Here is a 19,341-nt window from a genome sequence, read left to right as displayed (position 1 = left end):
GACAAGGCCCATCTAACGGATTTCGGAGAAAATCATCTACAAATTAATGATTCTTATATTCCGAAGGCGAGCGGCCTTCGTACTTCTTAAACTTGCTGTGGAAGTAGTTCACATTTGTGTAACCAACACATTCGGCGACCTCATAGACCTTCATCCCTTGGCTCAGCAGCTCCTTAGCTCTCTGAATGCGAACCTTGTCCAGATAGGTGTTGAAGTACTCGCCTGTTCGATTCTTGAACAGCTGTCCAAGATAGGCAGTGCTATAGCTAAGCAGGCCAGCCAACGTTTCCAGCTTCAAGTTATCCGCGTAATGCTTATGAATAAAGTCGATCATTTTCTTAAAATCCTGCTCCTTGCCCCCAGGCTCTGACTTGTGAGCGAATGCGAGTAGAAAGCGATGAATCGCTTCTAAGAGATCACCGAGATATGGTTGCTGGAATATCCCGTTCAAGAAACGGGATACAGCCTCCGTCTCTTTGGAGTCCATTCGGGCTGACGCATTCAGCTTATGAATAACGGCGTTCGACAGAAAGAAGAACGATTCCTTAACGGCTTTCTCATCTTGATGCTGCGTAATGAAATAAGCTGCAGCCTCTTGCAGAAGCGACAAGATGAAAGCATCGTTCCCAACATCTAGACAGTAGTACAAGCGGAAGACTAGATCCTCCATCTCTTCTGCGCTATCGCGATATACATGAGATGACTCCGAAGTTGAGTGCTGATGTGGACTAGGTCCTAGAAGACAACCTTTCTCGCTGAAGAAGGATAGACGCACAGCCTCCTGCGCTTTATTATAGGATTCGGCTACCAACTCAGGCGCGGACACCGCTCCTCCGGTTGCCGCAGCGAATCGTACACCGTCATCTGCATTCATAATCTCGTCATACAGAGATGCACGCCGTTGACTGCCCCTCAGCGGCTCGTTGAGGAGAAGAACGACATAAGGGGAAATGACGGCCACTGCTCCCTTGCTCCGCCCCTCTATCAATGGTTTGAGGCCATCGGACAGCTTGGCTAACGCACGGTCCAACGCAGATCCCAGAGGATGGATAACGACAACCTCATAGCTGTTCCACAGCAGCCCCGCTTCCTGTATTTGGTTTATCCCCTTTATAGGATCACCCATTGCATCCTGTGTTTCCTGAGGGACTAACAGGTTGCGCAGAATCAGCTCTTGGTTTACAGCTTCCCGTTGAGAATGACTCCTTTGGGCACGCTCTTGTTCGATTCGCTCGCGGACGCGGATCAGATTAGCGGACATTTCGCGAGTATCCACCGGTTTTAGAAGATAACCGGTTACCCCGTATTTGATCGCTTGTTGGGCATACTCGAAGTCGGCATAGCCGCTGAGGATAATAAATTGCATCCGATGACCGATGGATGTTAGCTGCTGAATCAGCTGTAATCCATCCATAACAGGCATGCGGATATCGACGATGACGACTTCCGGCACTTCTTCCTTAATAACAACCAATGCTTCCTGACCATTAGCAGCTGTTGCTGCTACGGTGAAACCGAGACTTTCCCAAGGGATTAGCGTTTGAAGGCCCTGTCGGACCTTCGGTTCATCATCCACGATAACGACCTTCATCATTGGAATTCACCTCCACGAATGAAAAATTTAACGACCGTACCACGTCCGGGCTCGCTCTCGATCTGCAGCGCGCTTGATGCTCCATATAACAAAACTAACCGATCATTCACATTGCGCAGCCCAATCCGCTGGCCCTCCTGTTCTTGCACGGACGCCGAAAGCTCCTCTCTAATTTGCGCTAGCCGTTCGGTATTGAAACCCGCACCGTTGTCTCGTACAGTAATGTGTATACCTTCGGGCACTCCGATCACTTCCAACTCGATAACAGCTCCTTCAACATGATTATCCAGACCGTGTATGACGGCGTTCTCGATTAATGGCTGGATGATCAATGGCGGCACTTGCATTCTCTCGGTCATCGGATCAACACGCAGCCGATAAATCAAACGATCTTCATACCGGAACTTCTGAAGATCCAGGTAACAGCGTATGCGTTCAAGCTCTTCGCGCAGCTCAATCGTGCCATTCCCGACCTCTAGACTGCTCCTCAGCAATGTACTCAGCATCCATACTGCTTCAGCGATATCTTCCTGCTTACGAATGTGAGCCTCCATCCGAATCGACTCCAACGAATTGAATAGAAAATGGGGATTGATCTGGCTCGCAAGCATTTTGAACTTCATCTCGTTCTGTCTTTGCTCAATGAGATTTTTCTGCTGGTTCGTTTCATTAACCTCGTGAATCAAGTCATTGACGTTTCGGACGAGTGCATTAAACTGCCTGGACAGCAGGGCGACCTCATCTTTCCCATCTATTTCGATTGTTGCTTCCCAAGAGCCAGCTCCTACTCTGGACATATGCTTACTCAAACGAAGCAGCCTTCTTGAGATTAATGATGCGGATGCATAGATCAATAAGATGGCAACAATCAAACTGCCTGTAATCACAATCACGCCAAGCATGATGATTTGATTCGCGTCATGGGTAATTTCTGACACCGTAAAAATCGAAATAATGCGCAACCCATTCCAGCTATTCTCCGGATTCAAGTTAGCGATTACTACTTTGGACGATTTACCGTTAATCTGTGTGTCATAACTGCCTTCCTGGCTAGACAAGATATTGGAATCGGCGTGAATGTCAGACAGATTCTTCCCGAGCATATCCGCTTCGTTGGCCGCGACGATCCGGTTGTGGTCATCCACGATCAAGGTTGGGAATGACTCTTGTTCGACAATCGCATGTAATTGCTGCTTGTTTACATTCATAACAAGAACACCGCTGCGTCCGTGTTCGTCTAATGGAAAGGCACGAATGAGACTCAGATTCTCAGCCCCATACCGCTCATCAAGGATCAAGTTCCATCCGACGAGACCTTTCTGGGCAACAGCCTCCTGATACCAAACGGATGACGTTATCTTGGTGCTCGGTTGAATAAACTCCCAATTATTAAGCGCTCCTGGATTGGAGACATAGACACGTATGCCGGATATCTCTTTGTTGTATAACTGAAGATAATCACGGATGTCTGTATATTCCCGATACGTCTTAATGACATCGACATAGCTGTCATATTGCTGGCTGGCCACCTTCTTCATTCGATTATCCGTCATTAGCCGATACGAGATATCCAGCGGTACGTTAATCAGCTCCTCCGTCCGCTTCTGAACACGTTCAACATTGGCGGATGCTTGAGAGAAAGCATCATTAATTACGATTTCGCGAAGCTTCTCGATTAGAAATAAGCCGCATATCAGCAGCGGAATAATAGCAGCCGAAATAAACACCAGCGCCAGCTTCTTCTTCATCTTCATATCATTCATCATTCGGATTACGAACATGATGTACCCTCCCGGGCCACTTAGGCCGTTGCGTGCCAAAATACCCCTTTCGTATAAAAGGGGTATCAGGGAATATTTACAAATTCATTCTCGGGCTAGCTGGCCGTGCTTCAAGAGCTCATTATCGCTTAACGGCTCGAACGCTGAACCATCCGCTCTCGTAGTCCTTCTGTTTGTATGGAAGATGCAGTCCCAGCTGCATAAGTCTGTCTCCTCCGAAAGTCGATGCCGTCTCGCTGTCGCTTGACCGAACTTCATATTCGAGCTCAGGGTTTAATCCCGCAAGCCGCAAGCTTCTACGTGGCGCGTGAGGGACAGCCATCACTTGGAAGTAATAAACGAGCGCTTCCTCTTGGTCCTCCGATACGAACATCCAAGCCGACTCGTTCCCTTCGAACGGGCTTTTCAGCCGATACAGGTCACCCTGCTGCACTAATCCGCGAATCTGCTTGTAGTCTGCAACTTGTTCCTTAACGAGCGCTTTCTCTTCATCCGTAAATTTCGTCAGATCAAGCTCATACCCGAAGTTGCCGGACATGGCGACATTTCCTCGGAAATCAAGCGGCGTTATCCGCCCAACCTGATGATTCGGAACTGCGGATACATGGGCGCCGATTGCGCTCACAGGATACACTAGGCTAGTACCGTATTGGATCTTCAGCCGTTCAACAGCATCGGTATTGTCGCTCGTCCAGGTTTGAGGCATGTAATAGAGCATGCCCGGATCGAATCGTCCGCCGCCGCTGGAGCAGCTCTCGAACAGAATATGCGGGAACGACGTCGTGATCCGTTCCAACAGCTCATACAACCCGAGCACATAGCGATGGGCCGTCTCGGATTGGCGTTCAGGAGGCAGCTCGGCAGAACCGATCTCGGTCAGCGCGCGGTTCATGTCCCATTTGACATAGGAGACTGAAACGGTTGTAAAAATAGCGGCAAGCGAGTCGTAAATGTAATCTCGCACTTCTTGGCGGGAATAATCCAATACGAGCTGCCATCTTGCTTCCGAGCGCCGACGCCCTGGCACATGCAGACACCAATCCGGATGCTTGCGATACAGCTCGCTATCAGGCGAGATCATCTCTGGCTCGAACCACAGCCCGAATCGAAGCCCCAGCTTATTGATGCGCTCCGCCACATCCGCAAGTCCGTCCGGCAGCTTCCGACGATCCTCGTACCAATCGCCGAGAGACGAATTATCCGCATCCCGCTTGCCGAACCAGCCATCATCCAACACAAACAGCTCGATGCCCAGCTTCGCCCCTTCTTCCGCGATGGATACCAGCTTATCCGCATTGAAATTGAAATAAGTCGCTTCCCAGTTGTTCACGAGAATCGGTCTTTCGCGATCACGATATTCGCCTCTACACAGCCGTGTCCGATACAAGCGGTGGTACGTGCGTGACATCTCTCCTAGGCCTTGTCTGGAATACACCATGACGACCTCTGGCGTCTGGAAGCTCTCCCCTTGAGCGAGCAGCCATGCGAAATCAAACGAATTCACGCCCATGCTGATCCGTGTGGAGCCGAAGGAATCCACCTCTGCCGTCGCCTCGAAGCTGCCGCTGTACACGAGGCTGAAGCCATACGCCTCACCATGGTCCTCCGACGTTTCCGGTGTGACGAGCGTAGCGAACGGATTGAATTGGTGACTGCTCATGCCTCGCTTGCTATCGATTCGAGTCTCGCCTTGAAGCAGCGACCTGCGATTGATATTTCCTTCCCGCGCCCACGCGCCTGCCAGATAAGTAATCTCGAAATCACGTTTCTCTGCAAAATCAACGCTAGCGCTCAGCGCACGGCGAAGCCGAAGCTGCTTCCCGCCCTCATTGCGCAAGCGAACGGAGCGAACGATGACGTTACGATCTGCGAAGATCGTATAAAGCAGGTCAACCTGAAGTCCCGAATAATGGTCCTTCAATTCAAGCACCAGCGTATCCGCTTCCGTATCATCCTCCGTGTAAACAGCCGGAAGCCCAGATAGAGTAGGCTTGCCCTTCATCGTGCGGTAGCCGACATACTTGAGCTCCGAGATCCTCGTCCCATCCTCAAGCTCGACTTGGTATGCCGGGTTACGGAAATCCCCGCTTCCATACTGCGGATATTCTTGCGGCAGCCGATCCAATCCCGCTCCATCAGGAGTATGGATGAGCATATCCTCCATCCGCTCTCGATGCTGCAGCTTGCCTCCCCAATAAACATGAGCCGGGTACCCATTCACAATCTGAATGAGATAACTCATGCCGGACGATTGCAGATGAAAAAGTCCCTGCTGCTCTTGAACCATGATAGTCATTGATCGATTCCCCTCTCCATCATACGAATAACGATTAAACTCCAGAAATTACATGTCTTTAGGCTTGATTGTTACCGAATAGAATGAAATACAACTGTACTGGAATCATAAACGATTACCAATAACGAAGTACATGGCATGGTACTCAGTAAATATGTCATAATACTAGATATAAATATTTGAGGAGAATGACTGTGATCGAGTATTTGCCGCGCAGCAAACAACACACCGAATTGTATTTGACCCAATATGGCAGCGAAGCATGTTCTCCTGGCCATTTTCACGGACCAGCCGTGAGGAGTCATTATCTGCTCCATTACATTATGGACGGAGAAGGAATCTTCGAGGTTGGCGGAACCCGGTATGAGCTCCGAAAGGGGCAAGGATTTCTCATTGGTCCGGATGTGGTCACCTATTATGAAGCGAATACGACGAACCCTTGGACGTACTGCTGGTTTGGTTTTGACGGCGTATTGGCTGATTCGCTCTTGAAGCAGGCAGGCCTTACGCTGGACAGTCCTATCTTCCACTACGAGCAGGACGACCGCATTTATCAATATTTTACATACATGAATGAATCCAAACGTTATCACAAAGCGAGAGAAACCCATCTAACCGGGCTGCTCTACTCCCTGCTGTCGCTTCTTGTTGAATTTGGACCAGCAATGCCGATTTCTGAGCATAAAGAAAGCCGAGCCGAAATATACGTCGAGAAGGTAAAGGATTTCATCGAGACCAATTACGCTCAGAAAATCACGATAGAAGATATCGCTCAATTCATTGGACTCAACCGAAGCTACCTATGCTCGCTGTTCCACCAAGAGTTGAACACGAGTATTCAAGATTATTTAATCCGGTATCGAATTCATATAGCGTGCGAAATGATGGGAAACGCAGAACTGACAATCGGGGATATTGCCCGCTCTGTCGGGTATTATGACCCATTGCTCTTCTCTAAGATGTTCAAGAAGGTAATGGGGTCCTCGCCCAGGCAGTATCGATTCGAGGTACGTAAGATATAGGCACGTGTACAGCTTCCCCGCATATAGTAATAAAGCATCAAGTCACGCGCTTACATGTCGTAGCGCAATAAAGCGAAAATGAGGTGGGAGAATGCCAAACGGTGGTGTGGCGTATTTCTCAGCAGAGTTCGGACTTGACGAGTCATTGCCAATTTACTCAGGCGGCCTTGGCATCTTAGCTGGCGACCATATCAAGGCGGCCGCAGATTTGAACATTCCGCTTACGGGCGTAGGCATTTTTTATAAGAAAGGTTATTTTCAACAACAAATCAATGAGAACGGCTGGCAGCAGCAGCGATATCCGGATGTAAATCTGGAGGCTAGCGTGTACCCGGTTCAACTGGCGAAGGACGCCGAGGGCCGGCCGATTATTATTGAAGTGACGATTGCAGGAAGACCTGTGTATGCCAAAGCATGGTATGTGTCATTAGGCTCCGTAACGCTCTATCTGCTTAGTACGGATGTTGAAGCGAATAGTGAATCCGATCGTCAATTGACTGATAACCTTTATCCAAGCAATCAAGATGCCCGCATCAGTCAAGAAATGCTTCTAGGCATTGGCGGCGCAAGGTTGCTGGCTGCGCTAGGGATTAAGCCTGACGTATGGCACATGAACGAAGGGCATTCCGCTTTCCTTGCATTCGAGCGCATCCGTATGCTGTCTGCCGAAGGTGTATCGTTCGAGACGGCGCTTGAAGCGGTTAAGGCAAGTACGGTCTTTACGACACACACGCCAGTCCCTGCCGGACATGACGTCTTCTCTATCGAGATGATTGACAGGTATCTCGGCGACTATTATTGGCAGATGGGCGCAGACCGAGATCGAGTTCTGGCGCTTGGCCAATTGGATGGCGCATTCAACATGACGCGGCTTGCCGTTAGCTCGTCTTCGAAGGTAAACGGGGTTAGCAAGCTGCACGGCGAAGTAACCCGCGAGCTGTTCCATCGCTGGATGCCGCATATTCCGATTCAAGACATTCCCGTCGATTCCGTCACGAATGGTGTTCATATCGGTACTTGGCTGGCAGACGGGATGAAGAAGCTGTATGATCAGCACCTCGTATCAGACTGGGCTATCCGTACGCAGGAAGTGGACATATGGGCTTCGGTTCGCGAAATTCCAGCTACTGAACTGTGGAAGGAGCATAAGAAAGCGAAGTCGGAGATGGTTCAGGAGCTAGGTTTGCCCCTCACTGCATTCGGTGAAGAACCCTTGATCATTGGCTTCGCAAGACGGTTCGCAACGTATAAGCGGGCGCTGCTCATCTTCAGCGACCTCGATCGACTAGCGCGCATTCTGGGCGACGCTCAGCGGCCGGTCTGCTTGATCTTCGCCGGCAAGGCGCATCCTGCGGATGAACCGGGCAAAGATCTCATCCGGCGAATTGTGGAGTTATCTCGAGAAGACCGATTCAAGGGTCGCGTTCATATTGTCGAGAACTATGCGATGGATAAGGCGAAGAAGCTCGTCCAAGGTGTCGATGTGTGGCTGAATACACCGGTGAAGCCGATGGAAGCGAGCGGTACTAGCGGGCAAAAGGCTGCTTTGAACGGTGTGCTCAACTGCAGCGTGCTCGACGGTTGGTGGGTAGAAGGCTACAATGGACGCAACGGCTGGGCCATTGACGGGGTCACGGACGGCGGCTCCGATGAACAGACAAGGCAGGACAGCGAGACGCTGTACCGCCTGCTTGAAGATGAAATTGTTCCGCTCTACTACAAGCGAGGCGAACGCGCGATTCCGACGGAATGGGTCAACATGATGAAGGAGTCTATTGTCTCCCTCACCCCTGTCTATAACACCCATCGAATGGTAACGGATTACTGGAATCGGATCTATGTGCCCGCAACCGAAAGAGGCAAGCGGTTCCGCGCCGACAACTTCGAGGTGGCATCGAGAGTTGGCGCCTATAAGCGATTCATACGAGACAACTGGTCTGCCGTTCATGTGAACAAAGTCGAGATTCTCGACAACCATAGCAGCCGAATCGGGCTTAACAAGACGGCCTTCATCGCCAAGATTGATCTAGGTCCGATCTGGCATAAGGATGTCCGTGTGGAAGCGGTCGGCTCCGATGGCCGCCGCGGCATCTGGCGTGCGAAGCTGGAGTTGGTACAGCAACTGTCTAAAGGACTGTACGTATACGAGGGCGTCTCGCCGGAAATTCCGATCGATGTATGGCGGTCGAATGTGAACGTTCGCGTCACGCCGATCAGCCCTGATTTTGCTAACGATTTCGAGATGGAATTGGCGACTTGGGGATAAAGAACGACGAATATTTCAAGCAGGCTGTCGAATTTACTCGGCGGCCTTTTGTTGTGACATGAGCGCGCGTTGTGCCACGCACTGTTGCGCAATCTCCGATCAAGACCAGCGCGGAGAGTTACAGCATCCCACCCTTCACGGCGAAGGGTGAGCATAACTATTGAACGCGCCTCATCTAACGGATGCTGGAGTGGTTATTTCGCTGAAAATGCAGCTTCTCAACTTGTAACGGTTGCAATTGGTGCTATTGTAGGGAAATACAGCGATTTCAACTAGGTTAATGGGCCAATAGGCTCTCCAACAACCCTTAATTTGAAATGGTGCATTTCTTCCCCGATAAGGCTCTTCTACAACCGTTGCTAGCGCGTAAGCGAGGATCGCCAACGGCATAAGACTCGCTCTTTACTTATAATTTATGAATCGTTGGTCTCGCTTGGATGCTGCACAGGTTATAATAGAAGGACTGGCATTTTCAACTCTGCAATGGGGGAACAACAATGAATATTAACGAATTTCAACAGTGGGTCAAGGATTATTACGCGCAGCGCAAATGGTCCGACCTGAATATCTTCATTCGCATCGGATTTCTTGCAGAAGAAACAGGAGAAGTAGCCCGCGCCATTCGTGCACTAGAGATCGGAAGAGATCGTCCCGATGAGGTTGACGGCACCTATGAGGAGAACAAAGTGCAATTGGTAGAAGAGCTTGGGGATGTGCTTGGGAATCTAATTGTCATTGCCAACCAATATGATATTTCACTCGAAGAAATTCTAGATGCACATAAAGAAAAGCTTGCAGCCCGTTATTCATCAAACTAAATCGATTGGAGAGTATCATGATGAAATCAATCGCTGTATTCTGCGGCTCTAGCGAGGGAAACTCACCCATATACAAAGAGGCTGCCATTAAGCTGGGTCGAGCGCTTGCCAACAACCAAATCACGCTGATATACGGCGGGGCCAACGTTGGGCTGATGGGAGCCGTTGCTGATGCTGTGTTGGAGCACGGCGGTCAAGTCATCGGAATCCTCCCCCGCTTCTTGCAAAGCCGAGAAATTGCACATACTGGGCTGACAGAGCTCATTATGGTTGACTCGATGCATGAACGCAAAGCCAAGATGGCTGAGTTGTCCGATGGATTCATTGCGATGCCTGGCGGACCGGGAACCATGGAAGAATACTTTGAAATCTTCACATGGGGCCAATTGGGCTTACATGAGAAGCCATGTGGACTTCTGAATATTAATCATTATTTCGATCCTCTATTGGCTATGTTTGATGTCATGGAACGCGAACGCTTCATGCAGCCCAAATATCGCCCGATGGTCATCACAGACGATACGACAGAAGGCATATTGGAGAAGTTCGCAACTTATACCGCTCCATCGGTCAAAACTTACCTCACTGAGCAGCGTACATAACTCAAACTCATATTCACGAGGAAGGATCACTGATTACAGTGGTTCTTTCTTTGCTTTATGGTTAAACTTTATATTCCAAAATAATACAAACGGCGATATACTCGACTTATCATTCTCTTGACACAAACAAAAGGGGGGCATCAGTAGAATGATAACGATAGCGATTGAACGAGTCATTAACGAGCTGCAAATAGATGAACTAACCAAGCAGCTAAGCGATATGCGGCCACGTGAATACTGGGAACAGTGCCTGCAAGAGATTGCTGAGAACAAGCGTGTGACGGTAATTGCAAAGATAGACGATACGATTGTCGGGTACGGACATCTATTAATGAATTCGTATTACCCTTATTTCGCCGAGCATAACATTCCTGAAATCAATGATATGGGCGTTGTTCCCGACTATCGCAGAAGAGGCATTGCTAACTTGATGATGGATGAGCTGGAGAACACCGCCCGCCAACGCGGTTCTCGCGTCGGGATAGGCGTTGGTCTATACCGGGATTACGGCAATGCGCAGCGCATTTACTGCAAGCGAGGTTATGTGCTTGATGGCAGAGGCATTCAATACGCGAATCAGGATGTCGAACCGGGAAGCATGGTTCGGGTGGATGATGATTTGCTATTGTATTTGATCAAGGAACTATAGAGGCAAGGGCTGCTCCGCTAGGGGCAGCCCTTGCTTTTTGCCTATATCTCGGCATAAACAGGACCAACTAAGGGAACAACACAACAGAATCAAATAAGGAAAAACTTCAATGGATTGGTGGATAGTTATAGATGGATGATAACAGATTATCGATCATTCCGCTTGGCGGGGTGAATGAAATTGGCAAAAACATGTATGTCATTCAGTGTGGAGAAGACATCATTGTAGTCGACTGCGGCTCGAAATTTCCTGATGAAAGTCTGCTCGGCATTGACGTCATTATCCCGGACATCTCTTACTTAATCGAGAATGAAAGCAATGTAAGAGGACTTGTCGTTACGCATGGCCATGAGGATCATATCGGCGGCATCCCTTATATTATCAAACAATTGAATATGCCGATTTATGCAACGAGATTGACGCTGGGGCTAATTAAATCAAAGCTGAAAGAGCATGGACTGCTTGCTGCGACCATCCTTCATCAAATCGATGCGCACTCCGAGCTCACGCTTGGCCAAGTACCGGTCAGCTTCTTCAGCACGAATCACAGCATACCAGATTGCTTAGGGGTCGTAATACATACGCCACAAGGGATGGTCGTCCATACCGGAGATTTCAAGTTTGATTTCACGCCAGTCAATAACCAATACGCCGATATTCACAAAATGGCCGAAATCGGAAACAACGGTGTACTCGTTTTGCTATCCGAGAGCACAAACGCAGAACGTTCCGGCTTTACCCCTTCCGAACGGCTCGTTGGCGCCAACATCCTCGAAGCATTCACAAATGCAAGCGGGATGATTTATATTACAACGTTCGCTTCCAATGTCCATCGTCTACAGCAAATTATCGATGCTGCAGCCAAGACGAATCGTAAAATCACGCTAGCGGGCAGAAGCATGGTTAACGTTGTCGACATTGCATCCAAATTAGGTTATTTGACGATCTCTCAAGCGATGTTAGTAGAGGCCGATGAAGCAAGCAAATATAAAAGGGATGAACTCGTCGTGCTCTGCACGGGAAGTCAAGGCGAACCGATGGCCGCCCTTGGTCGAATCGCCAGCGGCAATCATCGGCAATTTGCTATATTCCCTGGCGATACCGTCATATTCGCATCCTCTCCCATTCCGGGCAACGAACGAAGCGTCTCTCGGATCGTAGACAACTTGTTCGAGCGCAGAGCACGAGTCATTTATGGAGCAGGGTCGACTACGGGTATGCATGTATCAGGACATGCCAGCCAGGAAGAGCTCAAACTGATGCTTACCTTAATGAAGCCGCAGTATTTCATTCCTATTCACGGCGAATACCGTATGCTTCATCTCCATCGATTGTTAGCTGAATCGGTCGGCGTTAACGACAGCAATATTTTCATACTGAACAATGGCGATGTTGTAGATTTCGCAGGATCTGAAGCCTTCCAGGAACGAAATGTGCCCAATGGCGATACGTATGTAGACGGTCTTGGCATTGGCGATGTCGGGAACATTGTTCTGCGCGACCGCAAAGTGCTCTCTGCAGATGGCATTCTCATTATTGTGATTACGTTCGGCAAATCGGAGAATAAGGTTGTGTCGGGACCTGATATTATCTCTCGCGGCTTTGTCTTAGCCAAAGAGTCGGAAGGATTGCTGGATGAGGTGAACCGGATTACGCTGCAGGTGATGGAACAGCATCAAGAATCAAAGCTGCATCGACATTGGGGACTCTATAAACGGGACGTGAAGGAAACTGTCGGGAAATTCCTATATGCGAAGACGAAGAGAAGACCGATGATTCTGCCCATTATTATTCAAGTATAGTCTGATGGAAATGGGAACTTAAGGATATACTATTGACGCCGATCCCCTCATCGGCAGTAAGCATTGAAGGAAGGTGGACACCAATGAGTTCAAGCAAAGGCCATCAAGGAGCGCCTGGAATTGGACAGGCAGAGAAGCAGTTGAATCGTCAAGCGCAAGCAGCTGAACAGATTCAAGGAACGAACGCTGTCGATCAGGAAATACTTGCAGCCAGCCAGGAGCATTCATCTGCACTGGATGATATCGTCGATACGCATAGCGAGTAAAGCAGAAAGCTGACAAATCCGCGGAGATTCGCGGATTTTTCGCTTATTGGAAAGGCCGATGAGCCGAATTACCTTCTACCTTAATGTTCTTCCGCCAAAATAATGCCCGCCTCACGCTTGCTGAGCCCCTCTTTATTAAACGTCTTGCCTGTCCGCTGCTCCAGCTCCTTGATCGCCTTCAACTGGGTCGCGGTTGCTGGCTGCTCATGAATAAGTTTCATCAGATTGTCCTGCGCAATCATGCGCGCAATCTTAGGATCATCCAGCAAGTAGAGAATGCGATACATCGCATCGATTGCCTTCTCTTCCCCTCCCTCGAGCCCATACCCCGAATCGGTGCTGAGCATGAAGCGATCCGGATGCTTTTTCATCACATCAATGAAGTTCTCCGTATTACCGCCTGAAGGGTTGTAGACAGTGAAACCGGCAAAGAAATCCGCGTACAAGTTCGGGTAGGTCGACAGCAGTCGGTCAACCTCTTGAGACGAGTTGTAGGCATTGATGTGCGCAAAGATGAAGATCGTGTCCGGATGCTCCTTCATCGCTTGTTCAAGCTTCGCCACTGGGGTACCATTCGGAGGATCGATATGCAGCAGGATGGGAGCTTTATACTCCGCGATTAGATCATAGATCTGAGGAAGATACCCATCCATCGGATCGAAAGCCTTCCACTCCACACGAGATACGACTGGAGAATTCGTCGATGCCCCTACTACTTCTCCCAGCCCAAAATACCCCTTCTCCAGTTTATCCTTGATATCATCGAGACTTGTAGACGAATGCAAATCAAAGCCTGAGAAATAAGGAATATAGAAATCCGGATTCGATTGATAGGCCGACCAACTGTTGGCATCCGTTCGAATCGCGCTTCGTTCGGAGACATCACCGAATAAGACGACATGAGCGATTCGATCCTGCTCCCATATTCGGAACGTCCGATCATACTGATTATCGCTGGCATCATGATTATGAGCGTCTACAAGTCCTAAATCCCCGTATGTATCCACCAGTTGAGCTAGTGTCGGTTCATCGGTGCTCTTCTTCAATGCCTTTTCCTTAGCAGTTACGGTTGCAACTACATCATTTGATTGTTCTTGGCCGCATCCTGAGATCCCCCACGCTGTCAACGTCGTGATGAATAATAATACGACTGGCTTCCAACCTGTAAGTTTTCCCACTGTCCGTAAATCCCCCTCAACCAAAGGTTTCCATCCATAGCTACTCGTAAATATTTTACAATAATTAAATGGATGGTTGTATAAAAAACGACCCGCAGGAAGCCATATTGTACCCTTCCCCGGATCGTTATTAACGTTGATGAGGTTGTCTCGGGTTTAAACATCCACCCTTCGGTTCATCCTGATCGCATAGACACCACTAGCCGCAGCTATGATTAGGAGATGCGCTCATGGATTTGACCAAAGAAGCACTATTTCATAAAGCCTTATCCATCCCCGGCCTAAGACAAAATATCATGAACAAAGGAACCGTCTTTCTATACTGCGATTATGCCGGCTTCGCTTCTACCAATACCTATGGAGCAGCCTGCTGCATGGTCTACAATCGAACGATCAGCATAGCAGCTAAGAAGCTGGCAATGGAACGGGATCAAGGTTCGATCTACGGTGAAATGATGGCGATTGCACTTAGTCTGGAAACCCTTGCAGCAGCAACATTAGAGCATCAGCCGAAGATCGCTGTCATCTATACAGACTGCAGCCGTATTGCGCGTCTACTGGTTCAAGACCAGTTTGCCCATTCACACGATGAACAAGGAAGGGATACACTATTAACAGCTCTTGCGGCTCTCAATCGCCTACTCCCCGACCTTGACGTTCAAATTAAATATATGAGCACGCATAAGAGAAACAACTATTTGCATCGGCTAGCTCACAATGCCGCCAGAGAAGCTGCTTTGACTTAATTCCGCATCACTGTCCACAACAATGCGGTTTCTGCCTGCTAATTTGGCCCGATAAAGCGCTCGATCCGCTTGCTCGATCAGATCCTCCCGCTTCAATTCAGGGGTAGCAATCATCGTTGCAACTCCAATACTCACAGTTACGTATTCATTCACCTTAGATGCAGCATGAGGGATTCGCAATCCCTTCACTTGCTGCTCAATTCGCTGAGCAAGAAGCAACGACTCATCAGAATCGGTCTCCGGGAGCAAGAGGACAAATTCCTCACCCCCATATCGAGCAAATACATCATTAGGCCGCCCAAGCGTCTGTATGGTTGAAGCAATGTCTCTCAGGCAAGCATCCCCGCCTTGATGCCCATACGTATCGTTATAACGCTTGAAATAATCAATATCAAACAATATAACAGAACAAGGTGTTGAAGATAGGGACGAAACATTCCATTCCTTCTCCAGCGATTCCTCGAAATGTCTGCGATTCGAGATACCGGTAAGGCCATCTATCGTGGATAGCTCCCTAAGCAGTCGATTGGATTCCTTCAGCCGTTCTTCCTTGGCCTTCCGCTTCGAGATGTCTTGAATATGCGCCAGTACCACTAATTCCCCGTCATACTGTACACAAGTTACGGAAATTTCCGCAACAAACCGATGGCCACGCAAAGTTATAAATTGATTCTCATAAGTAAGTCCTGAATATTCCCGTTTAAAAATAGATCGAAAACGAGCTCTGCTTTCCTCGCGAAACGCTGGAGCAATGAGGTCGAACTTATCTACGCCAACGAGGGACAAATAGGAATCCGCTTCGAACAACTCGACGGCTTTGTCATTGACGAACACAATCTTACCGGCCTCATTAATTAAGCACACGGAGTTCGGAGACAATTCGATCATCTTTCGGTACTGCCCTTCACTCTCTTTCAGCGCTTGCTCCGTTTGTTTCCTCTCCGTAATGTCATGCATCACACATAGTACGGATGGCTTTCCCTGATATAGGATCGGCGTGGACTGAACCATTCCGTAAAACATAGAACCATCCAAACGGTATACTAATATCTCAAGAGGATCTGACGGAAGCTGATTCGTTATGATGTCATCCACCCTTCTATCGATCAAGGAACGATAATCAGGATGGACAAAGTCCATTAATTGCATGCCGACGATATCACGGGGACAGGTTGCCCCAAACATGCGAGCTCCTGAGTTATTGAGAAAGACGGCAACGCCATCTGTGATGACAGCTACTGCGTCTGGGAGCAGCTCGATTAGTCGTCTGTAACGTTCTTCACTTTCCTTCAGTGCCAGTTCTGTTGTATGACTTTCAGAAATATCTCGAAGTATGTTAACGGACACACGTTTACCGTTCAACTCGATAATCCGAGCATTCGCATCAACTGGAATGACTCGTCCATCTTTACTTTGCAGCTTGGTTCTGTATTGCGCGAACCCCGTCCTATCTAGTTCCTGGAGAAGCAGCTTGTAGCGTTCTCTCAACAAGGGATCTTGGACGCAAAGATCAATGGGCGACATCGCAGCCATCTCTTGACGCGAGTACCCAAGCAGACGATAAACGAGCTCATTCACTTCAATAAAAGGCATACGATCCATATCAAATTCGTTGACGAAAAACATATCAACCGCATGCTCAACCAACGCACGATATTTGCTTTCGGATTCGATAAGGAGCTGCTCGGCTTGCTTCTTTCGATGGTGTGTTCTGGCTGCATAAATGATAACGGGAACGATCCCAATTAATAAAACGATAGCTGCAATGGTGAAAATCTGATGATGCATCTGACTTACACTCCTTATGCATGAATCACGGGGGTCTATTATATAATATATCGGTATGAAGTGCCTAACTTAACATTACTTTTATTAGTCTCGGCATACATAATAATCAAGACAACCAAGATCAATGTCAATAAGGAAAAATGACTATCGATGAAAAGAAGTAAAAAACAATAGGGCCGCCCCTCTCGGTGAAGACCCTATCTCCCTTATTCACGATCAAGAAACAAGGTCGAGTTAATAACTAACCCTTCATCAGGACGTGTTCGTCCTAAGATCCTCCATCGCTGTTTCTCTAACAATGATTCATCTATCGCCTCATACATCATCTGTTTCATACCCTCTGCGGTGCGAATCGCTACCAAAGGATCGGCGCAAGTCCGGCGAATTTGTTCAAGCACCTCTTGCTTATTTCGAACCAGACTCGCCAAGAAGATACAGCTGTAGGAGCTGTAGTCGTAATCGGAACCATTCGTCAGGACGACGGAAACCGTCGATTCCAACCCTAAGTGAGCGAGTAAGGAGCGTGAAGCCTCGTAAGCAATAACGTTCATCTCAAGACAAATAACCTCAACATCGCCAAACAGGTGCACAATAATCGGACTGATCGGCATTGGTCCACTTCCTACGAAGACAATTGGTGGCTTCGGCTTCTCTGCTGAACCATCTAATCGATTCAATTGACGAAGCATCGCAAGCTCTTGGCTAACTAGCGCCTTATATACGTTCCAGTTGGGCAATCTCGTCACGATATCCATAACAGCGCCGTTGGCTTTACACATGAGATGAGCATCGCTTAGCTCTACTAGAAATTCAGCCTCTGATAATTTATCCTGCAATTGAATTTGGATCATTCGAATATATTCATCGTTAAGGACGGCTTGTACCTCTTCAGGCAAATAACGTAACCGCAGCAAGCGAGACAGCTGGCCAATCCTCTCTGTAACGGTAAGATTAGAAGGAGACAAATCGGCTTCCCTCTGAAGAAGTTCGTTTAAATCACGGATAAAAGCAATAAAGCTCTCAATCTTCCCCATGCCGGACGCGTTACCTATATCTATAATTGATGAACCCGTCGAATTAGCTTCCATTCTTCGATCCTCCCCCGCCCTGCATCCCAATGCCTATTTCTCAATATATTCATATGACCAAGGATGTAGACGAGGGCATTAACAAGGAAAGGCAGCAAACCTGGAACGGTTCGCCGCCTTACATGTTTTATTACGTTTATTTCTTGCTCTGCTTCTCTGCGATCGCGTTGCCTGCTTTGGATATCTCATTATAAGCATCTTCAATTGATTTCTGGCCGAACATAACGGCATCCATCGTTTTCTTGTAGTTGTCTACCCACTCCGTCCACCCTGCTGCAGCTGGGTAGAAAGGCAGCGCCTTATCCTTCGCCGTATCGTACAATTTGTTGCCCAGTTTATCCTTCGGCTGCAAAGTAGGCTCCAACGCTTTATAGACATCGTCGTAGATCGGAATGCCGAAGTTCATGCCATACGTTGTGCCGGCTTGCCTGTCCGTAACGAACCACTTGATGAAGGCTTTCGCTTCATCCTTATGCTTGGAATCGGTGCTTACGCTGAGGAAGATGGTCGGCTGCGCCCAACCGCCGCCTTCAGGTCCCACCGGAATGTTGACGACGTCTACCTTCCCTGGCATTAACTGCTCAAGCGCGCCTACTGAACCGACCGTCGCGCCACGCGTCATAACTTTGCCGCTTGCCATCGGGTCCGCTTGCGGATCATTCTCCTTGAACGAGCTGACCATGTCCGCAGGAGGAACGATTTTCTTCTCGCGGAACTCCGCATAGATGCCGTAGAATTTCGTGAACAGCTCTTTGTCCAGATTGAATTTCGTCCCGTTCTCTTGAATAATCGGACCCTTGCCGTTCGATGTTTGATAGTACTGGTAGAAGTCCCACGTATCCGAGTCGCTGATCGGATAAACGCCATCCGGAAGCTTCGTACGTGCATTTCTCGCGAAGTCGAAGAACTCGTCCCAAGTCCAATCCTTCTTCGGCAGCTCGATGCCGGCAGACGTTAGCCCTTCCGTGTTAAATGCGATCCCTTGCGCGTTACGACTGATCGGGATGCCATACAGCTTACCGTCTATTTTCAGGTTTTCCAACGTTTTATCGTCGATGACACCGCTGAGATCCATATCCGATAGATCTTCGAGCGTCCCTCTAGTCGCATATTCTTGAATGTACGCCCCGTCCATATGCAGCACATCCGGCATAGAATGGGAAGCGGCCAGCGTCGGCAGCTTCTTCCAATAATCATCCCATGCCATGTATTCAGGCGAGAAGGTGATCGTTGGATTGAGGCTCGTATACACCTCTTGCGTCTTCAGCATCGCTTGATGCCTCGTATCCGGTCCTTGCCACATGATTTTGAGCTTAACCGCGCCGCCGCTGCCGCTATCCTTCGAATCTCCGCCGCTCCCGCAAGCCGTCAATGCCAGCATCGCGCCTAGCGTCAACAACGTCATTCCTTTGGACCATATCTTGTTCTCCATTATCATTTCCCCT

General features: G+C 48.7%; 15 protein-coding genes. 8 read left to right on the top strand and 7 right to left on the bottom strand.

Annotated features, from left to right (window positions below; all coding sequences use genetic code 11):
* Nucleotides 1-43: 43 nt before the first annotated feature.
* The 3 genes from H8B09_RS26405 to H8B09_RS26395 all read right to left on the bottom strand — a co-directional run bounded on the left by H8B09_RS26405 (nt 44) and on the right by H8B09_RS26395 (nt 5,671).
* Nucleotides 44-1,594 carry a response regulator transcription factor gene (locus tag H8B09_RS26405; RefSeq protein ID WP_191206592.1) on the bottom strand — a complete coding sequence of 517 codons (1,551 nt, stop codon included), beginning with the start codon at nt 1,592-1,594 and terminating at the stop codon, nt 44-46.
* Complete coding sequence (locus tag H8B09_RS26400) at nt 1,591-3,375, bottom strand: sensor histidine kinase (RefSeq protein ID WP_191206591.1); 1,785 nt, start codon at nt 3,373-3,375, stop codon at nt 1,591-1,593. Before H8B09_RS26400 ends, H8B09_RS26405 begins: the two co-directional genes overlap by 4 nt.
* Nucleotides 3,376-3,496: 121 nt before the next feature.
* A complete protein-coding gene (locus tag H8B09_RS26395) occupies nt 3,497-5,671 on the bottom strand; it encodes an alpha-galactosidase (protein ID WP_191206590.1) in 2,175 nt (724 codons plus the stop codon).
* A 188-nt stretch (nt 5,672-5,859) separates the two neighbouring features.
* Here H8B09_RS26395 and H8B09_RS26390 point away from each other — a divergent pair, with 188 nt between their 5' ends.
* From H8B09_RS26390 to H8B09_RS26360, 7 genes are all read left to right on the top strand, one after another.
* Nucleotides 5,860-6,693 carry an AraC family transcriptional regulator gene (locus H8B09_RS26390; protein WP_224754030.1) on the top strand — a complete coding sequence of 278 codons (834 nt, stop codon included), beginning with the start codon at nt 5,860-5,862 and terminating at the stop codon, nt 6,691-6,693.
* 91 nt (nt 6,694-6,784) lie between these two features.
* The gene (glgP, locus tag H8B09_RS26385; RefSeq protein ID WP_191206589.1) at nt 6,785-8,959 is read left to right on the top strand and encodes an alpha-glucan family phosphorylase; all 2,175 of its coding nucleotides are present in this window, start codon (nt 6,785-6,787) and stop codon (nt 8,957-8,959) included.
* Between the two features lie 497 nt (nt 8,960-9,456).
* Nucleotides 9,457-9,777, top strand: coding sequence for a MazG nucleotide pyrophosphohydrolase domain-containing protein (locus H8B09_RS26380; RefSeq protein WP_191206588.1), 321 nt, complete (start codon nt 9,457-9,459; stop codon nt 9,775-9,777).
* A 20-nt stretch (nt 9,778-9,797) separates the two neighbouring features.
* Nucleotides 9,798-10,379: an LOG family protein gene (locus H8B09_RS26375; RefSeq protein ID WP_191206661.1), complete on the top strand. Its 582-nt coding sequence runs from the start codon at nt 9,798-9,800 to the stop codon at nt 10,377-10,379.
* A gap of 148 nt (nt 10,380-10,527) precedes the next feature.
* Nucleotides 10,528-11,028 carry a GNAT family N-acetyltransferase gene (locus H8B09_RS26370; RefSeq protein WP_191206587.1) on the top strand — a complete coding sequence of 167 codons (501 nt, stop codon included), beginning with the start codon at nt 10,528-10,530 and terminating at the stop codon, nt 11,026-11,028.
* A gap of 131 nt (nt 11,029-11,159) precedes the next feature.
* Nucleotides 11,160-12,830: a ribonuclease J gene (locus H8B09_RS26365; RefSeq protein ID WP_191206586.1), complete on the top strand. Its 1,671-nt coding sequence runs from the start codon at nt 11,160-11,162 to the stop codon at nt 12,828-12,830.
* Between the two features lie 83 nt (nt 12,831-12,913).
* Nucleotides 12,914-13,096: a hypothetical protein gene (locus tag H8B09_RS26360; RefSeq protein WP_191206585.1), complete on the top strand. Its 183-nt coding sequence runs from the start codon at nt 12,914-12,916 to the stop codon at nt 13,094-13,096.
* Between the two features lie 80 nt (nt 13,097-13,176).
* Here H8B09_RS26360 and H8B09_RS26355 read toward each other — a convergent pair whose 3' ends face one another.
* Entirely contained in the window at nt 13,177-14,274 is a 1,098-nt protein-coding gene (locus tag H8B09_RS26355) for an amidohydrolase family protein (RefSeq protein ID WP_191206584.1), read from the bottom strand.
* Nucleotides 14,275-14,504: 230 nt separating this feature from the next.
* Here H8B09_RS26355 and H8B09_RS26350 point away from each other — a divergent pair, with 230 nt between their 5' ends.
* The gene (locus tag H8B09_RS26350; protein ID WP_191206583.1) at nt 14,505-15,020 is read left to right on the top strand and encodes a hypothetical protein; all 516 of its coding nucleotides are present in this window, start codon (nt 14,505-14,507) and stop codon (nt 15,018-15,020) included.
* Here the strand turns inward: H8B09_RS26350 and H8B09_RS26345 are convergent.
* From H8B09_RS26345 to H8B09_RS26335, 3 genes are all read right to left on the bottom strand, one after another.
* A complete protein-coding gene (locus H8B09_RS26345; RefSeq protein ID WP_191206582.1) occupies nt 14,982-16,808 on the bottom strand; it encodes a sensor domain-containing diguanylate cyclase in 1,827 nt (608 codons plus the stop codon). The genes H8B09_RS26350 and H8B09_RS26345 overlap by 39 nt on opposite strands.
* A gap of 206 nt (nt 16,809-17,014) precedes the next feature.
* Nucleotides 17,015-17,896: a nicotianamine synthase family protein gene (locus H8B09_RS26340; RefSeq protein WP_191206581.1), complete on the bottom strand. Its 882-nt coding sequence runs from the start codon at nt 17,894-17,896 to the stop codon at nt 17,015-17,017.
* Nucleotides 17,897-18,032: 136 nt separating this feature from the next.
* Entirely contained in the window at nt 18,033-19,328 is a 1,296-nt protein-coding gene (locus H8B09_RS26335) for an ABC transporter substrate-binding protein (RefSeq protein ID WP_191206580.1), read from the bottom strand.
* Nucleotides 19,329-19,341: the final 13 nt, after the last annotated feature.

Origin of the sequence: Paenibacillus terricola (assembly GCF_014779765.1) — a bacterium.
Lineage (GTDB): Bacteria > Bacillota > Bacilli > Paenibacillales > Paenibacillaceae > Paenibacillus_T > Paenibacillus_T terricola.
Note: the sequence above shows the minus strand (reverse complement) of the source record. Positions and strands in the feature narration are given on the sequence as shown.

Excerpts from the sequence above, each read along its gene's own strand:
- H8B09_RS26405 (WP_191206592.1), bottom strand. The coding sequence starts at position 1,594 with ATGATGAAGGTCGTTATCGTGGATGATGAACCGAAGGTCCGACAGGGC.
- H8B09_RS26400 (WP_191206591.1), bottom strand. The coding sequence starts at position 3,375 with ATGTTCGTAATCCGAATGATGAATGATATGAAGATGAAGAAGAAGCTG.
- H8B09_RS26395 (WP_191206590.1), bottom strand. The coding sequence starts at position 5,671 with ATGACTATCATGGTTCAAGAGCAGCAGGGACTTTTTCATCTGCAATCG.
- H8B09_RS26390 (WP_224754030.1), top strand. The coding sequence starts at position 5,860 with ATGACTGTGATCGAGTATTTGCCGCGCAGCAAACAACACACCGAATTG.
- glgP (WP_191206589.1), top strand. The coding sequence starts at position 6,785 with ATGCCAAACGGTGGTGTGGCGTATTTCTCAGCAGAGTTCGGACTTGAC.
- H8B09_RS26380 (WP_191206588.1), top strand. The coding sequence starts at position 9,457 with ATGAATATTAACGAATTTCAACAGTGGGTCAAGGATTATTACGCGCAG.
- H8B09_RS26375 (WP_191206661.1), top strand. The coding sequence starts at position 9,798 with ATGAAATCAATCGCTGTATTCTGCGGCTCTAGCGAGGGAAACTCACCC.
- H8B09_RS26370 (WP_191206587.1), top strand. The coding sequence starts at position 10,528 with ATGATAACGATAGCGATTGAACGAGTCATTAACGAGCTGCAAATAGAT.
- H8B09_RS26365 (WP_191206586.1), top strand. The coding sequence starts at position 11,160 with ATGGATGATAACAGATTATCGATCATTCCGCTTGGCGGGGTGAATGAA.
- H8B09_RS26360 (WP_191206585.1), top strand. The coding sequence starts at position 12,914 with ATGAGTTCAAGCAAAGGCCATCAAGGAGCGCCTGGAATTGGACAGGCA.
- H8B09_RS26350 (WP_191206583.1), top strand. The coding sequence starts at position 14,505 with ATGGATTTGACCAAAGAAGCACTATTTCATAAAGCCTTATCCATCCCC.
- H8B09_RS26345 (WP_191206582.1), bottom strand. The coding sequence starts at position 16,808 with ATGCATCATCAGATTTTCACCATTGCAGCTATCGTTTTATTAATTGGG.
- H8B09_RS26340 (WP_191206581.1), bottom strand. The coding sequence starts at position 17,896 with ATGGAAGCTAATTCGACGGGTTCATCAATTATAGATATAGGTAACGCG.
- H8B09_RS26335 (WP_191206580.1), bottom strand. The coding sequence starts at position 19,328 with ATGGAGAACAAGATATGGTCCAAAGGAATGACGTTGTTGACGCTAGGC.